The 23298-nt window shown below is 46.6% G+C and carries 19 protein-coding genes, 1 riboswitch and 1 other annotated feature; of the genes, 5 read left to right on the plus strand and 14 right to left on the minus strand.

Annotated features, from left to right (window positions below):
• Positions 1–303 precede the first annotated feature (303 nt).
• The 5 genes from AC58UX_RS09745 to metA form a co-directional block, all read right to left on the minus strand.
• Entirely contained in the window at positions 304–1251 is a 948-nt protein-coding gene (locus AC58UX_RS09745; RefSeq protein ID WP_497251863.1) for a putative sporulation protein YtxC, read from the minus strand.
• Positions 1252–1654: 403 nt separating this feature from the next.
• Entirely contained in the window at positions 1655–2791 is a 1137-nt protein-coding gene (mqnC, locus tag AC58UX_RS09750) for a cyclic dehypoxanthinyl futalosine synthase (RefSeq protein WP_497251865.1), read from the minus strand.
• A gap of 136 nt (positions 2792–2927) precedes the next feature.
• Positions 2928–4106, minus strand: a complete 1179-nt coding sequence (locus AC58UX_RS09755) for a trans-sulfuration enzyme family protein (RefSeq protein ID WP_497251867.1) — start codon at positions 4104–4106, stop codon at positions 2928–2930.
• Positions 4103–5272, minus strand: coding sequence for an aminotransferase class I/II-fold pyridoxal phosphate-dependent enzyme (locus AC58UX_RS09760; protein WP_497252153.1), 1170 nt, complete (start codon positions 5270–5272; stop codon positions 4103–4105). The genes AC58UX_RS09755 and AC58UX_RS09760 overlap by 4 nt, the downstream gene beginning before the upstream one ends.
• Before the next feature lie 49 nt (positions 5273–5321).
• Complete coding sequence (gene metA / locus AC58UX_RS09765; protein ID WP_497251869.1) at positions 5322–6266, minus strand: homoserine O-acetyltransferase MetA; 945 nt, start codon at positions 6264–6266, stop codon at positions 5322–5324.
• Between the two features lie 111 nt (positions 6267–6377).
• A riboswitch (SAM riboswitch) is annotated at positions 6378–6506 on the minus strand.
• Between the two features lie 246 nt (positions 6507–6752).
• On the opposite strand from metA, the gene AC58UX_RS09770 reads away from it, so the two are divergent.
• Both AC58UX_RS09770 and corA read left to right on the plus strand, forming a co-directional pair.
• Positions 6753–6980: a hypothetical protein gene (locus AC58UX_RS09770; RefSeq protein ID WP_497251871.1), complete on the plus strand. Its 228-nt coding sequence runs from the start codon at positions 6753–6755 to the stop codon at positions 6978–6980.
• A gap of 301 nt (positions 6981–7281) precedes the next feature.
• On the plus strand, positions 7282–8220 hold the full coding sequence (corA, locus tag AC58UX_RS09775) for a magnesium/cobalt transporter CorA (protein WP_497251873.1): 939 nt from the start codon (positions 7282–7284) through the stop codon (positions 8218–8220).
• 82 nt (positions 8221–8302) lie between these two features.
• On the opposite strand, the gene tyrS is transcribed toward corA, so the two are convergent.
• Both tyrS and AC58UX_RS09785 read right to left on the minus strand, forming a co-directional pair.
• Entirely contained in the window at positions 8303–9562 is a 1260-nt protein-coding gene (gene tyrS / locus AC58UX_RS09780; RefSeq protein ID WP_497251875.1) for a tyrosine--tRNA ligase, read from the minus strand.
• 57 nt (positions 9563–9619) lie between these two features.
• Positions 9620–9880: a binding site (T-box leader), on the minus strand.
• Between the two features lie 67 nt (positions 9881–9947).
• On the minus strand, positions 9948–10961 hold the full coding sequence (locus AC58UX_RS09785) for an HRDC domain-containing protein (RefSeq protein ID WP_497251877.1): 1014 nt from the start codon (positions 10959–10961) through the stop codon (positions 9948–9950).
• Positions 10962–11165: 204 nt separating this feature from the next.
• On the opposite strand from AC58UX_RS09785, the gene AC58UX_RS09790 reads away from it, so the two are divergent.
• Together AC58UX_RS09790 and AC58UX_RS09795 are read left to right on the plus strand one after the other, a co-directional pair.
• On the plus strand, positions 11166–11459 hold the full coding sequence (locus AC58UX_RS09790; protein ID WP_497251879.1) for a DUF3055 domain-containing protein: 294 nt from the start codon (positions 11166–11168) through the stop codon (positions 11457–11459).
• 52 nt (positions 11460–11511) lie between these two features.
• On the plus strand, positions 11512–11823 hold the full coding sequence (locus tag AC58UX_RS09795) for a hypothetical protein (RefSeq protein ID WP_497251881.1): 312 nt from the start codon (positions 11512–11514) through the stop codon (positions 11821–11823).
• 73 nt (positions 11824–11896) lie between these two features.
• Here the strand turns inward: AC58UX_RS09795 and AC58UX_RS09800 are convergent, their stop codons facing one another.
• Positions 11897–13381, minus strand: a complete 1485-nt coding sequence (locus AC58UX_RS09800; RefSeq protein WP_497251883.1) for a tagaturonate epimerase family protein — start codon at positions 13379–13381, stop codon at positions 11897–11899.
• Positions 13382–13555: 174 nt separating this feature from the next.
• On the opposite strand from AC58UX_RS09800, the gene AC58UX_RS09805 reads away from it, so the two are divergent.
• Positions 13556–14404, plus strand: coding sequence for an AraC family transcriptional regulator (locus AC58UX_RS09805; RefSeq protein WP_497251885.1), 849 nt, complete (start codon positions 13556–13558; stop codon positions 14402–14404).
• Positions 14405–14451: 47 nt separating this feature from the next.
• On the opposite strand, the gene AC58UX_RS09810 is transcribed toward AC58UX_RS09805, so the two are convergent.
• The 6 genes from AC58UX_RS09810 to AC58UX_RS09835 form a co-directional block, all read right to left on the minus strand.
• Complete coding sequence (locus AC58UX_RS09810; RefSeq protein WP_497251887.1) at positions 14452–16578, minus strand: alpha-galactosidase; 2127 nt, start codon at positions 16576–16578, stop codon at positions 14452–14454.
• Between the two features lie 4 nt (positions 16579–16582).
• Complete coding sequence (locus AC58UX_RS09815; protein WP_497251889.1) at positions 16583–17401, minus strand: carbohydrate ABC transporter permease; 819 nt, start codon at positions 17399–17401, stop codon at positions 16583–16585.
• Entirely contained in the window at positions 17401–18270 is an 870-nt protein-coding gene (locus AC58UX_RS09820; RefSeq protein ID WP_497251891.1) for a carbohydrate ABC transporter permease, read from the minus strand. The genes AC58UX_RS09815 and AC58UX_RS09820 overlap by 1 nt, the downstream gene beginning before the upstream one ends.
• Positions 18271–18342: 72 nt before the next feature.
• Positions 18343–19677 carry an ABC transporter substrate-binding protein gene (locus tag AC58UX_RS09825; RefSeq protein WP_497251893.1) on the minus strand — a complete coding sequence of 445 codons (1335 nt, stop codon included), beginning with the start codon at positions 19675–19677 and terminating at the stop codon, positions 18343–18345.
• A 127-nt stretch (positions 19678–19804) separates the two neighbouring features.
• Complete coding sequence (locus tag AC58UX_RS09830) at positions 19805–21412, minus strand: response regulator transcription factor (RefSeq protein ID WP_497251895.1); 1608 nt, start codon at positions 21410–21412, stop codon at positions 19805–19807.
• Positions 21387–23207, minus strand: coding sequence for a sensor histidine kinase (locus AC58UX_RS09835; RefSeq protein WP_497251897.1), 1821 nt, complete (start codon positions 23205–23207; stop codon positions 21387–21389). The genes AC58UX_RS09830 and AC58UX_RS09835 overlap by 26 nt, the downstream gene beginning before the upstream one ends.
• Between the last annotated feature and the right edge of the window lie 91 nt (positions 23208–23298).

Raw genomic sequence — 23298 nt, forward strand, 5'->3', positions numbered from 1 at the left:
AGCACACTACATCCCATAAAGGGACGAGTGCGCTCAGCTCGTGGTTCCACCCTAGTTCGATTCGCTCATACCTGAATATGTCGAATCCTCATCAGCATTCGTTAACGGGAATGACTCCGGTACTGTATAGTATCGACCTGCAAGTCAGGACGAATTCCACAATACGGCTACAAAGGGGTAAACAATCCGATTCGCTGAAGGAGATTGCAGCCTGGTCTCCTCTCTCTGAGCAGTTCATACAGAAGTTCTTGTCTTTGATACTAACGCCTTCGATCACTATTATAAATGGCGAACAGAGCAAGGTCAAGGGGATAGTTGATCCTGTTTTTTGGCATCCCCCAGATAAAGGTCACAAGTGCGGCAATAACTGCACACCGAGGTGCGATCCTCGAAGATCTGCCCTATCGTTTTAATGATGGTCAATTCAGGGTCTCGCGTATGAATGTAGATGTTGGCTGGCGAGACGGTAATTAACGTGCTCACGATCATATCCTCGAGATTGATATCCTTCTCCAGCATTTCCATGCGAAAGCTTGCATCAAAATCATTCGCATCAATGGGCTCCATTCTGTCATTTAAAATGACAAACTCATGTCCGCCTTTGTGAATCAGATGGGCCGCGGGTATTTTGGCCTCTTGAATGTAGACGAAATATTGCAGAAGCGAAATAAATTCTTGGTATTGACGATCCATCATAAACTCATCAATGGCGTACTCAACAATTTCCTTCAGATCTTCTTTATACTCCTGAATTCGGAATTTCAAGAAGCCATCTAAGCTGAGCTGCGAATTCTCTTCAAGCAAGGCCATCATTTGTTCCTTGAGAATTTGTATACGACGAAGCCGACTTGGACTGCTGTTGATCATCGGCAACCCTTCCAGCCCGCTCTCTTGGACCAAAGATTGCTTACAATAGCCTTCAATCGCTTCAATGTCCGTTAACTTCTCATATTTAAAATCCTTCGTAATTAAGCTGCGCAAGATGCTGGGTTCCTTGTCCGCTACAATGTGACTCGCCAACACTTCCGCTAAGCAGGCTCTTACCTGCGCTTCATGAACCTGCGGGTCGTGGCGTACACTTCCCGCCTCCGCTTCCACGTAAATAAAAGCACGCGCCTCACTCCACATATAAGTAGCTGTTAAACCATTTTCTGCGATATGTAAATGCTGCAGCGCTTGCTTCACCTGTGCGCTCAGCGAACGTACATAGGATTCCTCGACATCGATTAGGGCAATTGCAAACAGTTCCATGTGCTCACTCCTTCCATCTATGCATCCTCCTCTTAAGAGTATATGGTCGAGAGGAGGGAGATATACAACGAACAATTTGCCATTTGCGCAAGGGCGGAAGAATGCAAAAAAGGAGCAGCATCTAGCTGCCCCTCATGAAAGTAAAAGTGGTTCGTCACAGTTGCTCAATCAGAATCTTCACGAGTAAGAACGGAAGAGCACCAATCGAGACGAAAGCATAAAGGAATCCTTGCATAAAATTTTTAAGCAGTTTCACAATCATCACTCCGATCTTCAATCTCAAATTTGTGGTGTTCCCCCATTCTACGCTTATTGACCTTCGGTTACCTGAAGGGTAGCTGAAGATAAGATTAAATTTCCACGTAAAAAGAAGCAGCCGCAGCTGCTTCTCTCAAAAACCATTTTAGTTCTGCATCACAAAATCACGATCAATCTTCGCATTCACATCGTCAAACACACGCAGAATCTGATACTTCGTGTTACGCTGCGCAGGGATTTTGCCTGCTTGGCGGATGATGTCCAGCGTCGAGCTAACGTTGACCTTGTGCGTAGTGCCCGCCGCGGATACGACGTTCTCTTCGATCATCGTGCTGCCGAAATCGTTGCAGCCGTAGCTTAGCGTCTGCTTACCAACCTCAGGTCCCATCGTGACCCAGGAGGACTGGAAGTTCGGCACGTTGTCCAGCATAATGCGGCTGATCGCCAACGTTTTCAAATATTCTTCAGGCGTCACTTTCTCCGCCTTCATATTCGTATTGTCCGGTTGGAACGTCCACGGAATGAATGCCAGGAAGCCCGGTGTGTTCAGCTTCTTCAGCAGCACATCATCCTGCGCATCGCGGATGCGCAGCATATGCAGCGCACGCTCTTCCATGGATTCGCCGAAGCCGATAACCATCGTTCCTGTTGTATGCATACCTAGCTTGTGCGCCGTCTGCATGACGTCCATCCAGTCGCGCCAGGAACCTTTCAGCCTGGAAATCTTCCGACGCGTACGATCATCCAGGATTTCTGCTCCGCCGCCTGGCAAGGAGTCAAGTCCTGCTTCGTGTAATTGACGAACGACTTCCTCTAGCGATAAGCCGCCGGAAACTTCCTTCATTTTCATAATTTCAGCAGGTGAAAAAGAATGCATCGTAATATCAAAGCGCTTCTTAATCTCGCGCAAGATATTCGTATAGTAACTGAATGGAAGATCCGGATTTGTGCCGCCTTGCATCAAAATCTCGGTGCCATCAACATCCAAGGTTTCTTGAATCTTCTGAAAGATCGCTTCATCCGGCAATACATAACCTTCCGCTGATCCCGGTTGACGGTAGAACGCACAGAATCGGCAATATACATCACAGATGTTCGTATAGTTAATATTGCGCCCAATGACGAAGGTCGTAATCGGATCCGGGTGCCACTTTTTCATAATTTGATTGGCGGTGTCGCCAATTTTCTCTATTTGATCGGATTCGAACAGTGTAATACATTCTTCAACATCAATTCGTCCGCCAGCTTGTGCTTTATTTAAAATGCGATCGATCGGTTTCATTGCAACTCACTCCTTTACTTTCTGAAGGCTCGTATCCATTAATCGTACCATACTCATGCCAAAAAAGCAGCAAATCGCTGCTTTTTCCACGTGTTATTCCTTTGTAAATATGGATAATTTCTGAATAACGAGGTACTTAACTACGCAAGGCTTGTTCCAAATCTTCAATGATATCTTCGATATCTTCGAGTCCCACGGAGTATCTCACGAGACCGTCCGTGATACCGCGTTGTAGACGAACTTCTTTCGGCATCGCTGCGTGTGACATCATGGCCGGATATGACAAAATGCTCTCTACAGCGCCCAAGCTAACCGCTACGAGTGGAATTTTCACTTTGCTCATTAGCTTCTTCGCTTTCTCGCCAGAGCCAACATCAAAGGAGACTACTGCTCCGTATCCTTTGGATTGCTTCTCGTGAATTTCTCTACCTGGGTGATTAGGCAATCCTGGGTAGTAAACCACGTCGATATCAGGCTGCTCGCTCAACCATTGTGCTAGTCTGCGCGCGCCTTTTTCGGACATTTCCATCCGTGCCTGCAACGTTTTCATACCGCGAATGAGCAGCCATGAATCTTGAATACCGAGCACGTTGCCCATGCCGTTCTGAATTTGCTTCATCCGACGACCAAGCGTGTCGTTCGCTACAACAGCTAGGCCAGCTAGCACATCGCTATGCCCGCCAAGGAATTTCGTCGCGCTGTGAAGCACGATGTCAATGCCTAGCTCGATTGGACGCTGATGATATGGCGTCATGAAGGTATTATCCAGCATCGTAAGCAAATCATGCTCCTTCGCAAAAGCAGCAATCTCACCGATATCCGTAATGCGAAGCGTTGGATTTGAAGGCGTTTCGATGAATACCGCTCTCGTATTGGAACGAAGGACTGCTCTCACCTGAGCAATATCGGTCATATCCACGAACGTGGATTCCACGCCCATGCGATTCATAATCGTTGTTAGCAGGCGATATGTACCACCGTATACGTCTTCCGTACAGATCACATGGTCTCCCTGTGACAAAAGCATTAACGCAGATGAGATGGCAGCCATCCCAGAAGCGAACGCAAATCCGCGCGTTCCGCCTTCTAACAATGCGATGTAATCCTCCAACGCCTGACGCGTCGGATTACCAGACCGTGTATAGTCATACTCCTGATTCGCTTCCAAATCAGCTTGATGGAAGGTTGAAGCCTGATACAAAGGCACACTGGATGCCCCTGTCGCTTCATCGATTTCTGCGCCAAAATGAATCAGTCTTGTGGCAAATTTGCCATGGGGCTTACGTTTTTCTTTATCTGATGAAGAATGGCTCATGATTGCGAAGCTCCTTCCAACTCAGCTTGCGCGGACGCCAAAGCATTCGACAGATCGGCGATCAAATCGTCGATATGCTCAATCCCGACGGAGAAGCGAAGCAGACGGTCATCTACACCAACTTGCTGTCTAATTTCAAGCGGAATGTCCGCATGTGTTTGTACCGCTGGGTACGTCATCAAGGATTCAACCCCGCCTAAGCTTTCCGCGAAGGCAATGAGCTTGATATGACGAAGAATCGGTTCAACCAATCTCGCGTCTTTTACTTTGAAAGAGAAAATCCCTGTGTTTCCACTGGATTGTTTATTTTGAACTTCATGTCCTGGGTGAGACTCCAGCGCTGGGTAGTAAACGTCAGTGATCAACTCATGCGCTAGCAAGAAGTTCGCGATCGCTGTTGCATTCTGCTCATGGCGCTCCATGCGAAGAGCCAATGTTTTCATCCCTCTCATGAGGAGCCAGCTATCTTGTGGTCCAAGCACAGCGCCAATGGAGTTATGAAGAATAGCCATTTGCTCCGAAAGCTCTTTTCCTTTTGTCACAATCAGACCGGCAAGTACGTCATTATGTCCACCCAAGTATTTCGTCGCACTATGGATGACGATATCCGCGCCAAGCTCAATTGGGCGTTGTAGATATGGCGTAAGCAGCGTGTTATCGACGATGGATACGATGCCCTTTTTACGGGCCCAAGTACATACGAGTTCAAGATCTGTAATCATCATTAACGGGTTCGTTGGCGTTTCGATAACAAGACCCTTCGTATTCGGTTGATACGCGCCTTCAAGAGCATCCAAATCATTTGTATCCACGTACGTAGCGGTTACACCAAAACGGGACATGATTCTTTCTAATAGACGGTACGTACCGCCGTATAAATCCAAGGAAACAATCAAGTGATCACCTTGGCTGAAATATGCGAAAATCGTTTGCAATGCCGCCATACCTGACGAGCAAGCAAAGCCTGCATCTCCGGATTCAAGCTGAGCAATGGCATCTTCAAGCACTTTACGCGTAGGACTCTTCGTACGTGCGTAATCAAATCCTGTGCTTTGCCCTAGCTTAGGATGGCGAAACGCAGTTGCTTGATAAACAGGAAAGCTAACAGCACCTGTAACAGGTTCTTCGATAGAGCCAATTTGAGCGAGACGACTTTCGATTTTCAACAAGGGAATTCCTCCTCAGGATGTGGGTTCGATGACTACAGAATACAGACTACAATTGCGAACTTGCCAAGCTTTCATTGATGTTAACGGTCAGTTCGAAAGGTGTTTCTTGATATACATAATAGTTCAGCCAGTTCGAGAACAGCAAGTTCGCATGCGCTCTCCAAGTGTTGTAAGGCTGTCTACTTGGATCGTTATTCGGGTAATAATTGTTCGGAATATCGATAGGCAACCCTTTCGCTACATCGCGATCGTATTCCCATTTCAATGAACAAGCATCATACTCCGAATGCCCTGTTACGAAAATATGTTTGCCATCCTTCGTTGCAACGATATAAACCCCTGAATCCTCTGACTCGGCCAAAACTTCCAAATCCGGACATCGATCAATATCTTCACGAGTTATATCGGTATGGCGGGACTGCGGAACATTGAACACTTCATCGAAACCGCGCAGCAGCTTGGTGTTGGGTACGCTCACCGTATGCGGGAATACACCAAACATCTTCTTATCTAGACCATATTTACGTACGCCAAAATGGTGGTATAAGCCTGCTTGAGCCGCCCAGCAAATGTGCAGCGTGGAAGTGACATTCTGTTTGCTCCACTCGAGGATCTGCGTCAGCTCCTCCCAGTAATTCACGTCTTCAAAATCCATCTGCTCAACAGGCGCTCCGGTAATAATCATACCATCCAGCTTGTCGTCTTTGATATCATCAAATGTTTTGTAAAACATATCTAAATGTTCGAGTGACGTATTTTTGGAAGTGTGGGTTTTGGGATGCAACAACACGAACTCCACTTGAAGCGGCGTGTTTCCGATCAAGCGCAACAGCTGCGTCTCGGTCGTTTCTTTGGTCGGCATTAAGTTAAGCAAGGCGATGCGAAGTGGACGAATATCCTGATGATACGCGACAGACTCATCCATGGTGAAGATGTTCTCTTGGTTTAAAATTTCTTTGGCAGGCAGGTTGTCAGGAATCTTGATCGGCATCCTGTTCACTCCTCTTCTTTAATTTAGTTTAGGTACGAACATGTATGAAAAGCAAAAATGACCTTCTCTGGAATCAGAGAAAGGCCATGGAAAGTCAAAGTCAATGTCCTTCTCTTATCTCCCAGATTCGCTGTAAACAGCGTTTCCGCAAGAATTAGCACCGTGCTCCCCTTTGCTTGCAAAGGTTTGTCGGTTGCCGGGTGTCATAGGGCTAGTCCCTCCACCTACTCTTGATAAGAAAACGTAACGTATGCGATTAGCATTATCATACTATAAATTAAACGAATGTCAAGATGGTTGGGCTTGTCGATGCATAAGGAATTATTTAGCAAAAATTTTGCTTTCAAGTTTCTCATTTTGTGATACAATATGTATCTAGGTAGGATAAAGTTTAGACTCTGGTTTCGAAGGTTAAACAAGTAGGACAAGCTTCATCGTCGATTTTCCTCTTCATCACAGGAATTTATCAAAGAAATGAGGTCTACTATGTCAACCCAAACAACAGATAATTTCTCAGTATTCGCCTCCCTGCATCGCTACTTCACCTTAACTGAAAACGTCAAACCCACGCTGGAGCAAGCCGAAATGGCTGCCGCTCAGCTTCCCCTCATCTACGGGGCTGAAAGTGAAGACGATCTGATGGAGCGCGGTGCTCCTGAGTTAATCCTTATGTACATGAATATTAAAAATAAGATTCTTAGTGCCGCCAAATAAGATTTGGCGGTTTATTTTTTAGCACAAACACAGCCCTGCTGCCATACCCTATCTAGACGACAATTTCCTTGATTTCATCTAACTTTATGGCTTGAAACGTGATATATGAACGGGTATACTAGACAAGTATTCGACACGGACGGAAAAGGAGGGCATACGCTTGGACGGAGAACCGAGGAGTAGCACCTGCAAGGCGAGTAAACAATTTCAAAGTGTAGGAATGAAGTCGGTTATTCCATCGTCCAGAGCGTTGCTCTTCTAGATGAACTAATCGGCTGATTCCATTCAAAGGGGTGGGCAGATGAAAACACGGTTGGTTCAAAATGGTATTTTTACGTTAGTTGATGATGTGACCGCTGCACTTACACCTCCAAGTCAAGGCTTCTACTGGATTGATGCAGGGATTGAGGATCTGGAATTGCTTCAGCCTCTGTTCCATTTGCATGATTTGGCCGTAGAAGATTGTCTAAGTGAGGAAGAACAGCGTCCTAAGATTGAATTTTATGATTCCCATTATTTCATAGTGATTAATAGCATTCGTTTCGATGATGAAGAAATTTTTCTACGCGCACTTAATCTATTCCTAAGTAAACATGTGATCATTACCGTAACACGTCAAAAAATTAATGAGCTTCGTGCGCTCAAGCCCTTCCTCTGGGAGGAAGAAGTAAACAGCGCCGATCGTTTCTTATATCATTTAGTCGATCTCGTCGTCGATAACTATGTGGCTGTCGGTGACCGAATTGAAGCGAAAATTGAAAAGCTGGAAGAAGATATTCTCATGGCGACGAAGAAATCGCATTTGAACGAGATTATCGGTCTGCGCTCAGAGATTTTATGGTTGAAAAAAATGCTAGTGCCGCAACGTGACGTTATCGGAACGCTAGGCAAGAAAGAACTGAGACTGATCGATCATCAGCTGCAGAAGTATTTCGGAGACATTTATGAGAATGCCGTCAAAATTGTCGATACGTTCGATACGCTCCGCGATCTCATGGGGAACTTACGAGAAGCTTATCAATCCAGCCTAGCGAACCGTGCGAATGATATCATGCGTGTGTTTACCGCTTTGACGACGATCTTCATGCCCTTGACCTTCATTACCGGTGTGTTCGGGATGAATTTCGATAATATTCTCGGCCTGCATATAACTGAGCATGGGGATGAATTCGTGTTAGCATTTATGGGCGTCCTGGGTATTGCCATGTATGTGCTATTCCGCAAGAAAGAATGGCTGTGAGTGAATCAGCGTGTTCATAGAATAGATAGGGTGACTATTAGCAGAACGTTGCTGAGAAGTCACCCTTTTGTGCGTCTGGCTACTACGAGAGCTTGATTTTGACAAACTTCCGTTTGCCCACCTGCAGGATATCGCCATCCTCTGGGGTTATTTGCGCATGAATATCAGTCAGCTTCTGCTTATTGATTTTCACAGCCCCTTGCTCCACGCTCCGCCTAGCTTCCCCATTCGAGGATTGAAGCGATAAGCTGACTAGCAGCTTAATGATCGAGATGTGCCCTGCATCTAAGTCATTGCGGTTCAGGCTCACTTCCTCAATTTCATCTGGCAATGCACGCTTTTGAAAAACGGTAATAAAGTGCTGCTCCGCCTCCTCCGCAGCTTGAGCACCATGGTACATCCCGACATACAGTTTCGCCAGCTTCAGCTTGGCATCACGAGGATGGATCGTACCCGCTTCAAATCCTTGCCGCAGCTCTTCGATTTCTTCATTCGACAAGGCGGTTGTAAGCTCGTAATATTTGAGCATCAGCGAGTCCGGAATGGACATCGTTTTGCCGAAAATCTCATTCGGCTGCTCATCGATCCCGATGTAGTTGCGCAAGCTTTTGCTCATCTTCTGCACGCCATCTAGCCCTTCCAGCAACGGCATCAAAATTGCCACTTGCCCCTCCTTGATCTCATAGGCGCCTTGTAGTGTGCGCCCCATTAAAATATTGAAGGTCTGATCGGTTCCACCCAGCTCAATATCGCTTTCTAAGGAAACAGAGTCGTACCCCTGCATCAAAGGGTAGAAAAACTCATGGACATGAATCGGCTGGTTCGCCGCATAGCGTTTGGCAAAGTCATCTCTTTCGAGCATTCGGGCGACAGTCACTTTACCAGCAAGTCTTAGAACATCATCAAAGCGCAGCTCACCCAGCCATGAGGAGTTGTAGTAGAACGACGTTTTGTTCAAATCCAGCACCTTGGCAAGCTGTGTCTGATACGTTTGCGCATTGCTTTTCACATCTTCTTCCGATAGCTGTTTGCGCGTTTCCGATTTCCCTGTCGGATCCCCAATGCGACCCGTAAAATCACCAATAATGAGCTGCACCTCATGACCCAAATCTTGGAATTGACGAAGCTTTTGCAGAACGACCGTATGACCGATGTGGATATCAGGTGCAGACGGGTCTAAGCCTAGCTTAACTTTAAGCGGTGTCCCTGTCACAACGGCCTTCATAATCTTTTGTTTCAACGCTTCTTCCGGCACGATTTCTGCTGCTCCGCGCTTGAGAATACTTAATTGATGTTCGACTTGCTGCTGTTGATCTACGGTTAGCTTATCCCATGAAAACATACGATCCCTCCGTTCGATTGGTTAAATGAAACACAAAAAAGACAACCTCAACGTCCACAAAGGGACGAGATGTTGTCTCGCGGTACCACCCTAATTAAAGAGACCGGCTGCACGCCTTAACGGCTTGAAGCTTCTCTTTCACTTAGAAAATTAACGACAAAATTAATTGCCGGGTGTAAGCTACTGATGCCGGATTAGACACGTTCCCTCCACCAACTCAGAACTGTAATTCAGAAATATGCTTGCATCGGTTTGCACCTTCCACCGACTCTCTGCAGCAGCGGCATTTTTCCTACTTCGGGCTTTGCCCATGTTCGTCATCGCATTGACCGTTATTAGATTATTGACCATTTAAACATACCCTGCTGAGCTTTGTCAATACGCATTAACTAGCAGCTTGGATCGTATTTCTTTCCTTCTCTCTGCGAAAACGCAACCGAAGCAGGCGCAGCCATTCATACGCTCTGTCCAGCTCCCTGCCTTTCAACTCCTCGGTTCCTGTGAGGCTCTTGAGGACGGGCTTTAAGTAGCGGTCGCCTTCCGATTCATACGCATTCCACGCCTTAATCTGCTCTTCCTCAGGGACCGAAGCAAGCTCTGCTTCCACAAGCGGATCCATATCGTAGCCTTCACGATCCAAATCCTCCACCCAAAGCAGCAGCTCTCTTCGCGGCATCGTCAGATTCGCTTGCAGATCGGCCAAGCTGCCGCCGCCAGCAACGATTTCAAGCAGCTTACGCTTGCTGACTTCACGATCAAGCTCAATACGCAGCTTCTGCTCCTTCTGAGCGAGGAGCCAGCCCTCGAATTTCATCGTGTCGACGTAATTCGCAACCCAATCCAAAGGAAAACCGTTCGTACGTGTGCATTCGCCGATCAGGCTAAGCAATTGCTCCGCGTACATCGCTGTTTTTTGCTCACCGAAGCCAGGAATTTGCTGCAGCTCTTCCTTGCTCTGCGGCAAGAAGACAGAAATCATCCGCAGAACACGGTTCGTTGCGAGGATATAAGGCGCCTTCTTCTCCCGCGCAGCTTGCTCGCGGCGCCATGTGCGCAAAGTCTCGAACATTTCTTCATTCGGATTTTCCTCACAGTAGTACGTTAGCATTTGCGTCATTTTCGCTTTCCCCGTCAGGCCCTGCGTAAGATCTAATTCCGTACTGACCAACGGCCTGAAGCCGATACGTACTTTCTCACGCAAGCCTTGGCGGAACGCATACAGCATCTCATCCCAGCTTATGCCCTCGTACCACATCTCCTGTTCAAGTGCACCTACCGCGTCAGGTTCACGCCAATGAACACTCCAAATGCCTTGCTCTTCGGCAATCGATACCTGTGCGGAGAGCACGTGCTGGTCCCCCGAATTTTTCTCCAACGTGTTCAAAAATACAATGTTCATCCTTTAAATTCCTCCAGTCATATCGCGAATAATAGGTCTAGAAAAACGAAAAAGCACCTACTCCGCCCGTTAGGACAGAAATAGGTGCTTCCTTTTTCTAATATCCAAATCATACCATGTTTGTAAGTTAGGCGCAAGCCGTTTTGTTGACGAGCCATTATGGGGTATAATGAACCCATACTACTAAGAGAATGGAGGGCCCTTATGTCTGATTATGACTTTTTATATGATCATCAAGAAGAAACAACAACGCGTTTTGTCTGTTTCGTTGGAAAAGCCTTACACCGTTTTGACCTCGCAATTATGACAACGACACGTTATTATGGCAAAAAGCTAGTCATCGATTTGCAATCGGGACGCAGCGCAGTCATTGGGCCAGACGATTTGGACGAAGAAGGCTATCTGGAGCACGTTTTTAAGCTAAATGAAGAACAAGCCCAAGAGCTTACCGAATTTTTAAGCCAAATTATCGGTTCGATTCATTTCACGGATATTTAAGGAAGTGACGGGGGACACTGGAAAAAGACCAACCTGACAAGGAGGCTTATCCATGCGTAAGAAGTCACAACAAACCAACCAAGTAGAGGGATTAGGCTTCCTCTCAGAAGACCGCCTCGCGGCATACACGGACCTCAAGACGGTAGAGTCGCAGCGCAACGACATGATCCCCGAGGAGTTCCCTGAAGGGCCCTACGGCACTAGCATGCTGTCAGAGTCTCTTGGGAAAAGCACGCCTTGGCGAGAAGACCAGCGCCCGACCAACCGTTTTGCTTATGAGAATCGCGAGCTGCATGAAGGCATTTCCAGAGACTATCCTGGCGCAGATGATGAGCTAGGAACTTCTACGGAAGGCTTGTCCTAGGAACAACGAAACGCCACAAAGAAACGCCGCAAACATCAAGGAATTTGATGTCTGCGGCGTTTTGTTTAGTTGCTTATTTACCAAGCAGCTCCAAGTGTCTGCCAATATGATAACGAAGTCCTTCGGCGAATACATCTTCTTGCTCTGCCATCGTTTGGAAAAACTCGTCTGCAAAGGTACGGCTGCCATCCTCATTTTTCGCTTGAAGGAGCAGACCATACGTGATGTGCAGAAGCTGGCGCGCATTATTCTCTTCCATGTAATCTGGCAGCTGCGCATCGGAAACTTCGCTAAGCGGAGCAATTGCGCTAATGTCCGTCGTTACGTGGTAGTAAGCTGTCGCTTCAACAAAGTGGTCAAGCGCAAACTGATGCATACGGCGGTAAAGGGAAGGACTCACCTTCGCGATCACACGTACCGCTTCCAGCCAGTTCGTACCTGCTGTTTTGATGTGGAACAAGCCATTCGTATATTGCCCGATCAACGGGAACACGCTGAATTTATCACTGCCGGAGTGAATACTAAGCTTATATTCAAAATGAACAGCAATCGCCGCATGACTCGCTAATTCACGCTCAAACTGCGCGATATCTCCGATGTAGTCGATCCCTTTTTGGAATTCCCCGCAGAAGCGCGGCGCCATGCTGAAAATTGTAACTCCGCGATCACGCAGCTCATTCGCTACTAAATAATGTGCTTCAGGGGACGTCGGTGTCGCTGTTTCATCAATGGAAATTTCGAAATCAACCGCACGATCAAGTGTCACGATATACTTGCGGTAGATCGCTTCCATGAAATTAATCGCTGCATCATAAATGAGAACATCTTTCTTCAAAGCTTCCGCTGTGTATGCAAGCGTTGCTCCTGGTACATTTGGCGCTGTTTGCAAATAGCGCTCTTCATAGCGGCTGCGCAAGCTAGCTGGCAGCTGCTCGTATTTCGCTGCGATTTCTGCTGCGGACATGGATTCAATCGTATTGTCGATATTCTCAGAGCAATCGAGGGTCAACATCGTAAAACCTAGACGCAACGCGTACTCGATGTCCGCTTCTTTTTTCAAGTGATCGCCGTCAGCGCCATAGCCATCCTTGTACCCTTCTTGCAGAACTGCATATGCAGCAGCGTCCAAAACATCCTCATACGTGCGGCCTGTCAATGCAAGCTCACGAATACTTTGCTGTGCCAAAACAGGACGAATATCTTTGCCGCGAATTGTTTGGATATGACCAGGACTTGCGATGCCAAGTCGATCGCCTAAACCCATTGTCGCAACTTGTGTACCGAACGCTTGTGGAGCTGTATATGGCAAAAATTGATTAATAACCAAACGATTCTCATGTGTTAACGGAGCAATTTTCCCGCCTTCTACAACGTCGCCTTGCAGGGCATCATACAACTCGCCGCTGCCAACAGCTAATAGACGCTTACCTTCTGTTGTACGTACCACCAAAAGCGTAGTGTCTCCCACTTGTGTTTGGGATGATGCATATACTTTTACCACGTCGGATGAGAACTCGTTTACTTTTCCTGCGCGTACTGCTTCTATAAGTGCGTTCATGTCAATTTTCCTCCTATTTTTGCAAACGTTTGCTAGGTTTCTATAACTTTATTTTAGCGCAAGTAACGAGCGTTTTCTCTTCATCTGTTCCTATTTTAAGTTGAAACTATTCATATTTTTCACTAATTTTGTGATATACTTCAGATACATCATTTCCAATGAAGGAGTATCCCTATGTCGCGTACCGTCACCTTCGGCAATGAAGATGAAGGCCCTTTTTACATTCAGCATATTCATCGCTCCGGCCCCTTCGAGAGGACTCAACATATGCATGATATGTACGAGCTCTACTATTTGTATGAAGGCGAGCGCATGTATTTCATTCGTGACCGCTCCTATCTCATCCTCCCTGGAGATCTGGTCCTCATAAATCGCCGTGAGCTGCATGCCACTTCTGATTCGGATCGACTAGGACATGCACGCGTCGTCATTAATTTCAGTGACAGCTTGTTGGAGCGCATGAAAGATGAGGCTCCCTTCCTGCTTGACGCCTTCACGCATGCTACGCCTGTACTTCGATTGGATTTAGCTACACGAAGAGTAGTCGAAGACATTCTCGACAAATTGATTCATGAAGCGAAGGAGCCCCATCTTGGACAAACCTTTGCCATCACGCACTACCTCGTCGAGCTGCTCTTGTTCACGGCACGATTCGTAAGTGTACATCCCGTCACTTCACCTGAGCATGTCTCTCCTTTGCATCGGAAAATATCGACCATTGTGCGATACATCAACACCCATTACGCTGAGCCCGTGCGCCTCGAAGAGCTAGCCGAGCAGTTTGAAATCAGCCCCGCTTATTTAAGCCGGATGTTCAAGGAAATAACTGGGTTCTCACTAGTTGAATATGTAAATCTTGTACGTGTGCAAGAAGCGCAGAAGCTGCTGGCAACGACCCGGCTAAAAGTAATCGTGATCGCCGAGCAAGTTGGCTTCGGCTCCCTTGTGCAATTCGGGCGTGTTTTCCGCCAGATGACGAAAATGACGCCGCTGCGATATAGGCAGTCGGCGGTTGTGCAATAGAAAGGAGCATCAGAAAAAGCCCGCAAGCTGCGGGCTCCAATTCCAATCTAATCCAAACGTTTTACGCGTATCATCTTACTTTTATAATCCCCACGCAAGGTTAAAGGAATGCCGAGGTTCATGAGCGTAGAACCATGACGGACACAGGCTTCGCCATCGTCGCTCTGCACCTCATAGGTGGCATGTGACTCAAGCCCCAGCAAAGGTAAATGCCGCGTTTCCGCTCCAAAATACTGCGATTGCAAGAAGGTAAAAACAACACTCTGACTGCAATCCGTGCTGTTGTACTGATAAGCAGCCACATTCGAATCTCGTAGCGATGACAGCCGGTACAAGTCGCCATTCAGCATAATCGGCCGAATTTCCTTATACAGCTCAACGTAACGCTTCGCTTCCTCCAATTCCTCTTCCGACCATTTGCTGATGTTCGCCCCAATACCCAAGCCACCCATCATCGCGCTATGGAATCTATACGATAAAGGGAGACTCCTGCCATTAAAACCATGCGGCGATTCCGTTACCCAACACATCATGACAGACGGGCTGTAGGCATAAGAAAATCCCTCTTGAATCGCTAAGCGGTCACGCGCATCCGTGTTGTCACTAATCCAAGCTTGGTCGGCATAGCGCAAAATACCAAGATCGATCCTCGCGCCTCCGCCTGCGCATGTCTCAAACTCAACATGGGGGAATCGCTCCCTTAACTCTGCCCAAATAGCGTACAAGTGATCGACATGTTGGATCCACATGGAGGCGCCAATATCCTGTCCTGATGCCATACCCCCGGGCTCTGTAACAGTTCGATTCATATCCCATTTGATAAATCGGATATCATACTTCGTAAGCAAGGTTGTCATAAAGTCGAGGATGAACTCCTTCACTTCGGGCAGCCCCACATTCAACAACAATTGATTGCGCAGCTGCGTACCTTCGCGCGTTGGAAATTGATACACCCATTCCGGATGTGATCGGTACAAGTCGCTATCAGGGTTGACGGATTCTGGCTCTACCCATAGCCCGAATTCCATCCCTAGTCCTTTGACGTGATCGATCAGCTCCTCGAGGCCATTCGGGAACTTCTCCTCATTGACGTACCAATCACCTAAGCCTGCTTTGTCACTATGACGTTGGCCGAACCAGCCGTCGTCTACGACGAATCGTTCCACTCCTAGACGAGCAGCCTGACCCGCAAGCTCCTTCTGCCCTTCCACGGTTACAGCGAATTCAGTCGCCTCCCACGAATTGTACAGCACTTTACGCAGCTCTTTTGTCGGCAGCACGTAATCCTTCTGGTACTTATGCAAGTTACGGCTCATCTGACCGAATCCGCCCGAAGTGAATCCGCCGATAAATACAGGCGAAGCATACATTTCACCAGGTGCGAGCACAAAGGCGCTGTCAAAATCGTTCACGCCCCCTACGATTCGCACATGCCCGAATGTCGATTTCTCCGCAACGATTTTCCAGTTGCCGCTCCAGCCCAGCGCACCAAACCACACGTTCCCCGCTGTCTCGTCCGCTTTTCCATTGTCGATAGCGAACCATGGATTAGAATGAGGACCCGTGAATCCTCTGCGTGATTCCAGCACCTTTTTTCCTTCTGACAAGACCGTCGACCTTAATTGGTACTCACCTGCCCAGCGGCCTGTCACATGCGTCATCCGGTAATCAGGTAGAGCCTGCACCGTCCACACAGCCGCCATGACCTGCTCAATGCGAACGGACTCGTTCAAGCCATTGTGCACCTGCACATATCGTTCAATCAGATCGTATTCAGGGATCGTTTTATAGCGAACTTCAATATGTAATGGGTAGTAAGCATCCACCATCCGTAGTACGATTTCATTTTCGCCCACAACGCGATATCCTTCATACTTCAACTTCAAGTCCCGAACACCATCTGCAAAAGAAACTTTCAGCGCTGGTTCTGCATAATGACAGCCACCCCAGCCTCCATACTCCTCTGTTTCTCTATCGATTTCCGCATCAAAAGAACTGTGCAGCCTGCTTGAAAGTAAATGCCCGCAATCCGAAGCCTCCACATGAGCTCCCCAATGCAAGTGCTGAATTGTCCCTTTATCATTGATCCCGAACACATAGGAAGATTTGTCGGTGCGAATTTCAAAGATCTTTTCTTTTTCCAAATACGTTATAGTCACAGCTCTCTCCTCCATGTTTCTATCCCTTGATCGCTCCGGCGGCAATCCCTTTGATGATGAATCTCTGCATGAATAAGAAAAAGATGATAATCGGAATCATGCCCATAACCGCATAGGCAAAAGCGAGATTTAAGTCACTGCTGTATTGACCAAAGAAAAAGTACTGCTGCAGCGGGATCGTACGGTAGTTTTTATCTTGCAGATAGAGCAGCGGGAGTAAGAAATCGTTCCAAATATACAAGGCATTCAGAACGAGTACAGTCGCAGTAACCGGTCTGAGCAGTGGCATCACAACTCGGATAAAAATACCCGGTGTCGAACAGCCATCAATCCTAGCGGCTTCTTCAATTTCTCGTGAAATGCCTTTCACGAAACCTGTGTAAAACAGTACGCCCATCTGCACACCAAAACCGCCATAGATCAGCGCTAGTCCCCAGTGTGAATTCACGAGATGGAACGATTTTCCGATCTGGTAGAGTGGCAGCATAATGACTTGAAATGGGACCATCATACCCGATAGGAATAGGATAAAAATGAAGTTATAAAATGGCTTACTTCTGCGCGCAATCGCATACCCTGCAAGTGCAGAAGCGAAAATAATCAATGCAACGGAGATGCCAGTTACTATCAAGCTGTTGATAAAGGCTGCAGGGTACTTGGACGTACTCCATGCATGCGTGTAATTCGCAAAATTCAAGCTCGTAGGCAAGGAATAAAAGGAATCAAAGGTTTGCTTCGCTGTTTTGAGCGACATCAGTATCGCGACATACATCGGAAATACAAACACTATAGCCAGAATTACAACGGCAGCGAACGTGCTATATCGTGTGATTTTCATTACATCTCCACTTCCCGTCTTCTGAAAATGGATAATTGCACAATCGTCACGATGACTAGAATGACGAAGAAAATCATCGATAACGCCATGCCATAACCTGCTTTAAACGAATTGAAGGCTGTTTTATAGATGAACGTTGTGATAACCTCCGTTGCGAACCCCGGTCCACCCTGCGTCGTTACCCAAACAAGATCAAATACTTTGAGCGAACCGGTCAACACGAGCAGCAGATTAATCGTAATCGAAGGTGCAAGCAGCGGAAGTGTGACATGCCAGAACGCACGACCAGCACCAGCTCCGTCCATTTTGGCACTCTCCACGAGTTCGCTTGGAATGCCCTGTAAACCAGCAATATAGATAATCATCGGTGCGCCCACACCCTGCCACAAAGCTACCAAAATCAGTCCGAATAAAGCATGATCAGGATTGCCTAGCGGACTTGTCACATCCAACCCGAAAATGGTCAGCAACTTAGGAAAGCCTGTGCTAAAATTGTATTTCCAAATAAATCCAGATAATACAATAGAGAGAATGCTCGGCAGGAAGAAAATCGTCCGAAACAAGTTCTTAAACTTCAAATATGAATCCAGAAGCAAAGCAAGCAGAAGAGATAGCACATTCACAAGAACCATGAGAATAATTGCGTATTTAAACGTATTTCCAAGCGCGGCCCATACGTCCGAGTCTTGAAAAGCATGCACGTAGTTTTCCCACCCAATATACGTCAGCTTGCGTGAAACACCGTCCCAACTCGTGAAGGAATATCTCGTTCCTATTACAAATGGGATGAGGACTGCTAACGTAAACAACAGAATACCCGGAATAAGGAACAGCATATACCAGAACTCACCACGAATCATTCGTTTCATATTTCCCATAAGGTTTTCCCTTTCTGATGAATAACGGCATAGGCAACTGCCTATGCCGTTATAACGCTTTCGTTATTTATGATTTTTGGCAACCCAGTCATCGAGATCCTTAATGATTTGATCAGGTGTTGCTTTCTTGAAAAACACCTTTTGAACATATTGTGTAAATTGTGAGTTCCAATCAATGGTCGTGGTAATAAAGGATTGCGAATCGTACGTTAGTCCTTTATCGAAATACGGCTTAAGATCATTAACCGCTGGCGCGATGTCCGTTGAAGCACCTTTGACAAAGCTGAGCGAGTTAATATTTTTCACCCAAGCATCTCCGCCTTCTTTGCTGGCCATAAATGCAAGGAATTTCAAAGCGGCCTCTTTATTCGCTGACTTGCTGTTCACGGCAAGAGAAGCATCAGGGTTGAATTCAAGCTTATTCAAGCTTTCATCATTGCTGAATGGATACGGGAAGTAGCCCATTCCTGTTTTGTACAATTCTGGATTTTTCTTCTGAATATCGGCTAAAGGCCAAGTCCCCATGTACATCATTCCGACATCGCCTTTGGAGAAGAGATCTACGACACCGTTGTAATCGACGCCAAGCTGATCCTTGTTACCGAGGTCAAACAAATCTTGTGCATGGGCGATCACCGTTTTGGACGCAGGGTTGTCAGCAAATTTCGCTGTACCCTTTTCTACTTTGGAGAAGAAGTCGGCTTGCTTCTCTACCAGCGTCGTATTGCTAGGCAGGTCTCGGCTCAACCACATCCCTAATGTCCAGTTGTCTTTCCAGCCAAGGGCGAAAGGTGTTTTGCCCGCTTCTTTGATTTTTTTAGCAGCAGCAATCATCGCATCGTACGTTCTAGGAACCTGGATCCCGAGATCGCTGAATATTTTTTTGTTATAAAAAACGGCAATTGGTGTAGCATTAACTGGCATGATATAGTTCTTGCCGTCGGTCGCTTGCGCTTTCAATACACCAGGATCGAAGTTGGACATGAAATCCTTACCCGTCAAATCTTCAAGGTAACCGCCATCATGCAGCAGCTTCGTATTGCTGCCTGCATTTAACGTAAACACGTCCACAATGTCGCCGCTGGCCATTTTCGTTTTCAAAAGGGTGTAATAATCATCATATTTAACAGGCTGTACTTCGACCTTGATGTTAGGGTTCTGCTTTTCGAACTGTTCGACAATTTTGGCTACACCGTCTGTGACATCACTTTTGAAATGCATAAACGAAATCGTAACTGGTTTCTCTACTTTTGCCGTTGCGGCCGCAGTAGCAGCTGGCTTACTCTCGCTGCTTACTGCTGGCGATGTCGTACTATTCGTATCGCTGCTGCTGCCGCACGCTGACAATAAAAGTGCCACCATCGTTGTCGAAACACTTACACTTGCAAACTTGTTCATATCTGTTACCCCTCTTCCTCGTTATCGGTTTAGAACAGTGCACCTTTGTTCTGAATCCTATCTTACGCGCTGAAAGAAGGAATCGTAATAAAATAAATTGTCGTTCTGATGTTCAAAATTTTGGTATTTAAGTCTTTGCCGTATACTTTTCTCGGTATTCGGATGGCGTCTGTCCCGTGAACTTTTTGAACACCTGGCTAAAATAACGCTGATTCTCATAGCCCACAAGCTCGGAAATCTCGCTAATTTTATATTCGGACATGTTCAGCAGCTCGCACGACTTTTCCATCCGTTTACGCGTCACATACTCAATGAAATTCTCAGAGGTCACAGATTTAAACTGCTTGCTTAAGTAGCTTGGGTCGAGATGAAAGCGCGTGGCCATGTCGATGAGACTAATGTCTTCAAAATAGTGCGCATCTAAATAGGCAGCAATCTCGTGCATGGAATGCACGGATGGCGTCGTTCCTTTATTCGCATGATAGTCCTGGGCAGCCTCGGTGAACTGTTCGATGAAGTGGTTGAACTGCATATGATCCACAATGCCCGTGACCGAACGTGCATCGAAGAGCTGCGGATACGTAAGCACCATGTCTGAAATCTCAGCCGCGGCCATTTCTGTAAGCTTTTTCAGCGCTCGCTGACCTTCACGGATAGTCAGTCCGCTCATTTTATCCGCTTTGTGCAGCAAATTCCGCAGCAGCTCGCGACTCTCGGCCCCGTTCCCTGCGGCTAACGCTTGCTGCAAGGTTTTCTGCTCAAAAACCGTTAACAACTCCGAAGAAGCAGGTGCCGCGGTTGTAATTTGGTCAGGGGAGTTTAACGAAATATGAGTTGCCTGCAGCACGTTATTTCTCAACTGATCATTGGCCATGTCAAACGCCTCTGGCAGCCGTTCCAACTTGTTGAACACACTGCTTAATCCAGCTACCACATCAAGCTGCAGCATCTGGTTTATCACGTTATGAAAGGACGTAAGCAACTGGCGGATACGTGTCTCATCGTAGGCGGACTCTGGTGCAAATAGACAGAGACTCATCCTGTCGTCCGATTTATAGATGAGCGGGGCAACATCCTGGCTGTTAGAAGTGAGCACTTCAGCCAAAATATTTTCGATACTATACATTAATAAATCTGCATTCCCATGGAATTTCTTGATGGATATGTTATGAAAGTTGCGGAACATACAGACAGCTAACCGGAAGCCGCCTCTAGCGCTTGAGATAGCAAGCTCTTCTGCTTGCGCCTGAATATCTGCCACATTCGTGATACGGCGGCTAGTGACATGCCCAAGGAACACTTCTCTGCGGAGCTGCCACATATCTTGGGTGAATTTCTTTTGCTGCTGCAGCGTCAAATGGTTGTGGCTTGCCTCCATCGCCTTCACTAACGCACTTTTCAAATCCAACAGGGAAATTGGCTTCAGCACGTACTCACACGCCTGATAAGTCACTGCCGCTTTCATATATTCAAATTGCGAGTAGCCGCTAATGACAATTACCTTGATCTCCGCATAGTTGGTGTATAAGGCTTCTAGAAACTGTTGACCGTTCATAACAGGCATGTTCATGTCCGTCACAACAATATGTGGCTTGCTAATGCGTATAAGCTCCAACGCTTCTTCCCCATGTCTCGCCTCTGCAATAACTTCCACATCCAGAGCAAGCTCACTAATCATTTTACAGACGGATTTCCTTCCTAACGACTCGTCATCCACGACCATTACTTTGTACAAAGCTGTCACCCCCATTATGATTGTACGGAATTCGTATGCGAATCGTCGTTCCGCCCCCTAACTCACTCTCCACCTCTAGGCCAAATGGCGATCCATAAACCAGTCTCAGTCGCTCATGCACATTTTTGAGCCCTATGGATACGCCGTAGAAAACGTCTGTCGATTTGTTCTCGAACGAAGACCGTAGCGCAACCAGCTTTTCCGTTTCGATGCCTGGTCCATTATCTTTCACTGTCAGTACAACGGAATCCGATTCCCGCAGTACGCACACACCAATCCGAAGGGACTGCTCCTCCTCCCGTTTGCTGAACGCATGCACAATGACATTCTCAATAATCGGCTGCATGACGAATCGAATGATCGCACAGTCCATCAGATCCGTGGCGACGTCAAACTCAATCTGCAACGTCTCCTCGAAGCGGAGCTGTTGGATGTACAAGTAGTTGTTCACATGGGCAAGCTCCTGACCAATCGTCGAAGCTACATTGCCTTCATAGAAGCTGTAGCGAAACATATCGCCTAACGCGCGACACATCTCGTGAATTTCATAATCCCCGATCAGTACAGCCTTGCCGCCGATCGTCTGCAGCGTATTGTATAGAAAATGCGGATTGATCTGCATCTGCAGCGCAAGAATTTGCGCTTCTTTATTGAGCAGCTGCATTTCGTATTTGGATTCAATCAGCTCGCGGATTTTATCTGTCATGAAATTAAAATTGCCTGTCAGCTCCGAGATATCATCACGATAATTGGCATCCTGCGGCAAACTGACATGAAAATTGCCTTTACGAACCGTTTTCATCGCCTTTCCGAGCAGCTTGATCGGTCTGGTAATGTAGTGCTGCGCGAGAATCGAAAGCAGTGCAATGCTCAGCATGACGAAAATAAACGCCCCGACCGTCGTATGCAAAATATTCCTGCGATTCTGCTCCAGCTCCGGGTTGGGATACACGATGGAAAGCGAAATATTGCCATAGTTGAGACGAGAAGTACCGACAAGTAGATCAGTCTTCTTCAAAAACTGAATGTTCTTAGGATCATTTTGCGAGCTGATCTCTGGCTTTTCATATTTCGGTATGATATCTGCATATTTACTATTCGTCTGATAGAAAGGCTCGCCACTGGCGTTCTGCAAAACGATGACGTTCGGCGAATGATTATTCGCTTCAATCATCTTCGATAATTCCTTGCTCTGAATGTAAAAAACGAGCGTACCAAACTTCGTTCTATAGAACGGGTCATAAATAGGAATCGAATAAACAAAGAAGTCCTGTTCTAGTGTGACGTCTTTATACGTAAACATAAGCGCTTGCTGGAATGGCAAATCGAGCATCTCCTTATAATGGGGAATGCTCATCTGATCCATTTTGACGGACTCGTAGCTAGCCGCCCTGGACCATGAATCTTCCAGCTTATTTTCTTTACCGAAGATCATGATCTTAATGATGTCTTTGTTTTTATTCTGTATAAGCAAATCATAGTTTTTAATCGATTCCCTGAGCAAAATGATATCAGCATCATTATAGTTAGCCCCATGCTCCATAAGATTCAGAATGCGTTCAAAACCATATATTTGCAGGGCTGACGAAGAAATATTGCTAAAATATTGATCCAAATACCCAGATAAATACTCGGCATTCTGATCGGAACTTCGGAACATCGAATTTTCCAAAGAACGAGTGCTCGACTTATAAAATATCATGGAGAGTACAAGCATGGGGATCAAGGAGATGAGGACACTGCTCCAAACAATTTTTGTACGGATGCTCCTATTAATAAATAGCCACCTGATCATGCGATCCCAACTTCCCCCTGTTGTTCAAATTAAAATTCGATCGATTATACCACATTGTAACATCTATCCTGTTTCTTACAATTCAACTTTT

The organism is Paenibacillus sp. J22P90 (assembly GCF_059692195.1).

Coding starts and splice junctions, on each gene's coding strand:
- AC58UX_RS09745 (WP_497251863.1), bottom strand. CDS start 1,251: ATGGAACTGTTTGCAATTGCCCTAATCGATGTCGAGGAATCCTATGTA.
- mqnC (WP_497251865.1), bottom strand. CDS start 2,791: ATGAAACCGATCGATCGCATTTTAAATAAAGCACAAGCTGGCGGACGA.
- AC58UX_RS09755 (WP_497251867.1), bottom strand. CDS start 4,106: ATGAGCCATTCTTCATCAGATAAAGAAAAACGTAAGCCCCATGGCAAA.
- metA (WP_497251869.1), bottom strand. CDS start 6,266: ATGCCGATCAAGATTCCTGACAACCTGCCTGCCAAAGAAATTTTAAAC.
- AC58UX_RS09770 (WP_497251871.1), top strand. CDS start 6,753: ATGTCAACCCAAACAACAGATAATTTCTCAGTATTCGCCTCCCTGCAT.
- corA (WP_497251873.1), top strand. CDS start 7,282: ATGAAAACACGGTTGGTTCAAAATGGTATTTTTACGTTAGTTGATGAT.
- tyrS (WP_497251875.1), bottom strand. CDS start 9,562: ATGTTTTCATGGGATAAGCTAACCGTAGATCAACAGCAGCAAGTCGAA.
- AC58UX_RS09785 (WP_497251877.1), bottom strand. CDS start 10,961: ATGAACATTGTATTTTTGAACACGTTGGAGAAAAATTCGGGGGACCAG.
- AC58UX_RS09790 (WP_497251879.1), top strand. CDS start 11,166: ATGTCTGATTATGACTTTTTATATGATCATCAAGAAGAAACAACAACG.
- AC58UX_RS09795 (WP_497251881.1), top strand. CDS start 11,512: ATGCGTAAGAAGTCACAACAAACCAACCAAGTAGAGGGATTAGGCTTC.
- AC58UX_RS09800 (WP_497251883.1), bottom strand. CDS start 13,381: ATGAACGCACTTATAGAAGCAGTACGCGCAGGAAAAGTAAACGAGTTC.
- AC58UX_RS09805 (WP_497251885.1), top strand. CDS start 13,556: ATGTCGCGTACCGTCACCTTCGGCAATGAAGATGAAGGCCCTTTTTAC.
- AC58UX_RS09810 (WP_497251887.1), bottom strand. CDS start 16,578: ATGGAGGAGAGAGCTGTGACTATAACGTATTTGGAAAAAGAAAAGATC.
- AC58UX_RS09815 (WP_497251889.1), bottom strand. CDS start 17,401: ATGAAAATCACACGATATAGCACGTTCGCTGCCGTTGTAATTCTGGCT.
- AC58UX_RS09820 (WP_497251891.1), bottom strand. CDS start 18,270: ATGAAACGAATGATTCGTGGTGAGTTCTGGTATATGCTGTTCCTTATT.
- AC58UX_RS09825 (WP_497251893.1), bottom strand. CDS start 19,677: ATGAACAAGTTTGCAAGTGTAAGTGTTTCGACAACGATGGTGGCACTT.
- AC58UX_RS09835 (WP_497251897.1), bottom strand. CDS start 23,207: ATGATCAGGTGGCTATTTATTAATAGGAGCATCCGTACAAAAATTGTT.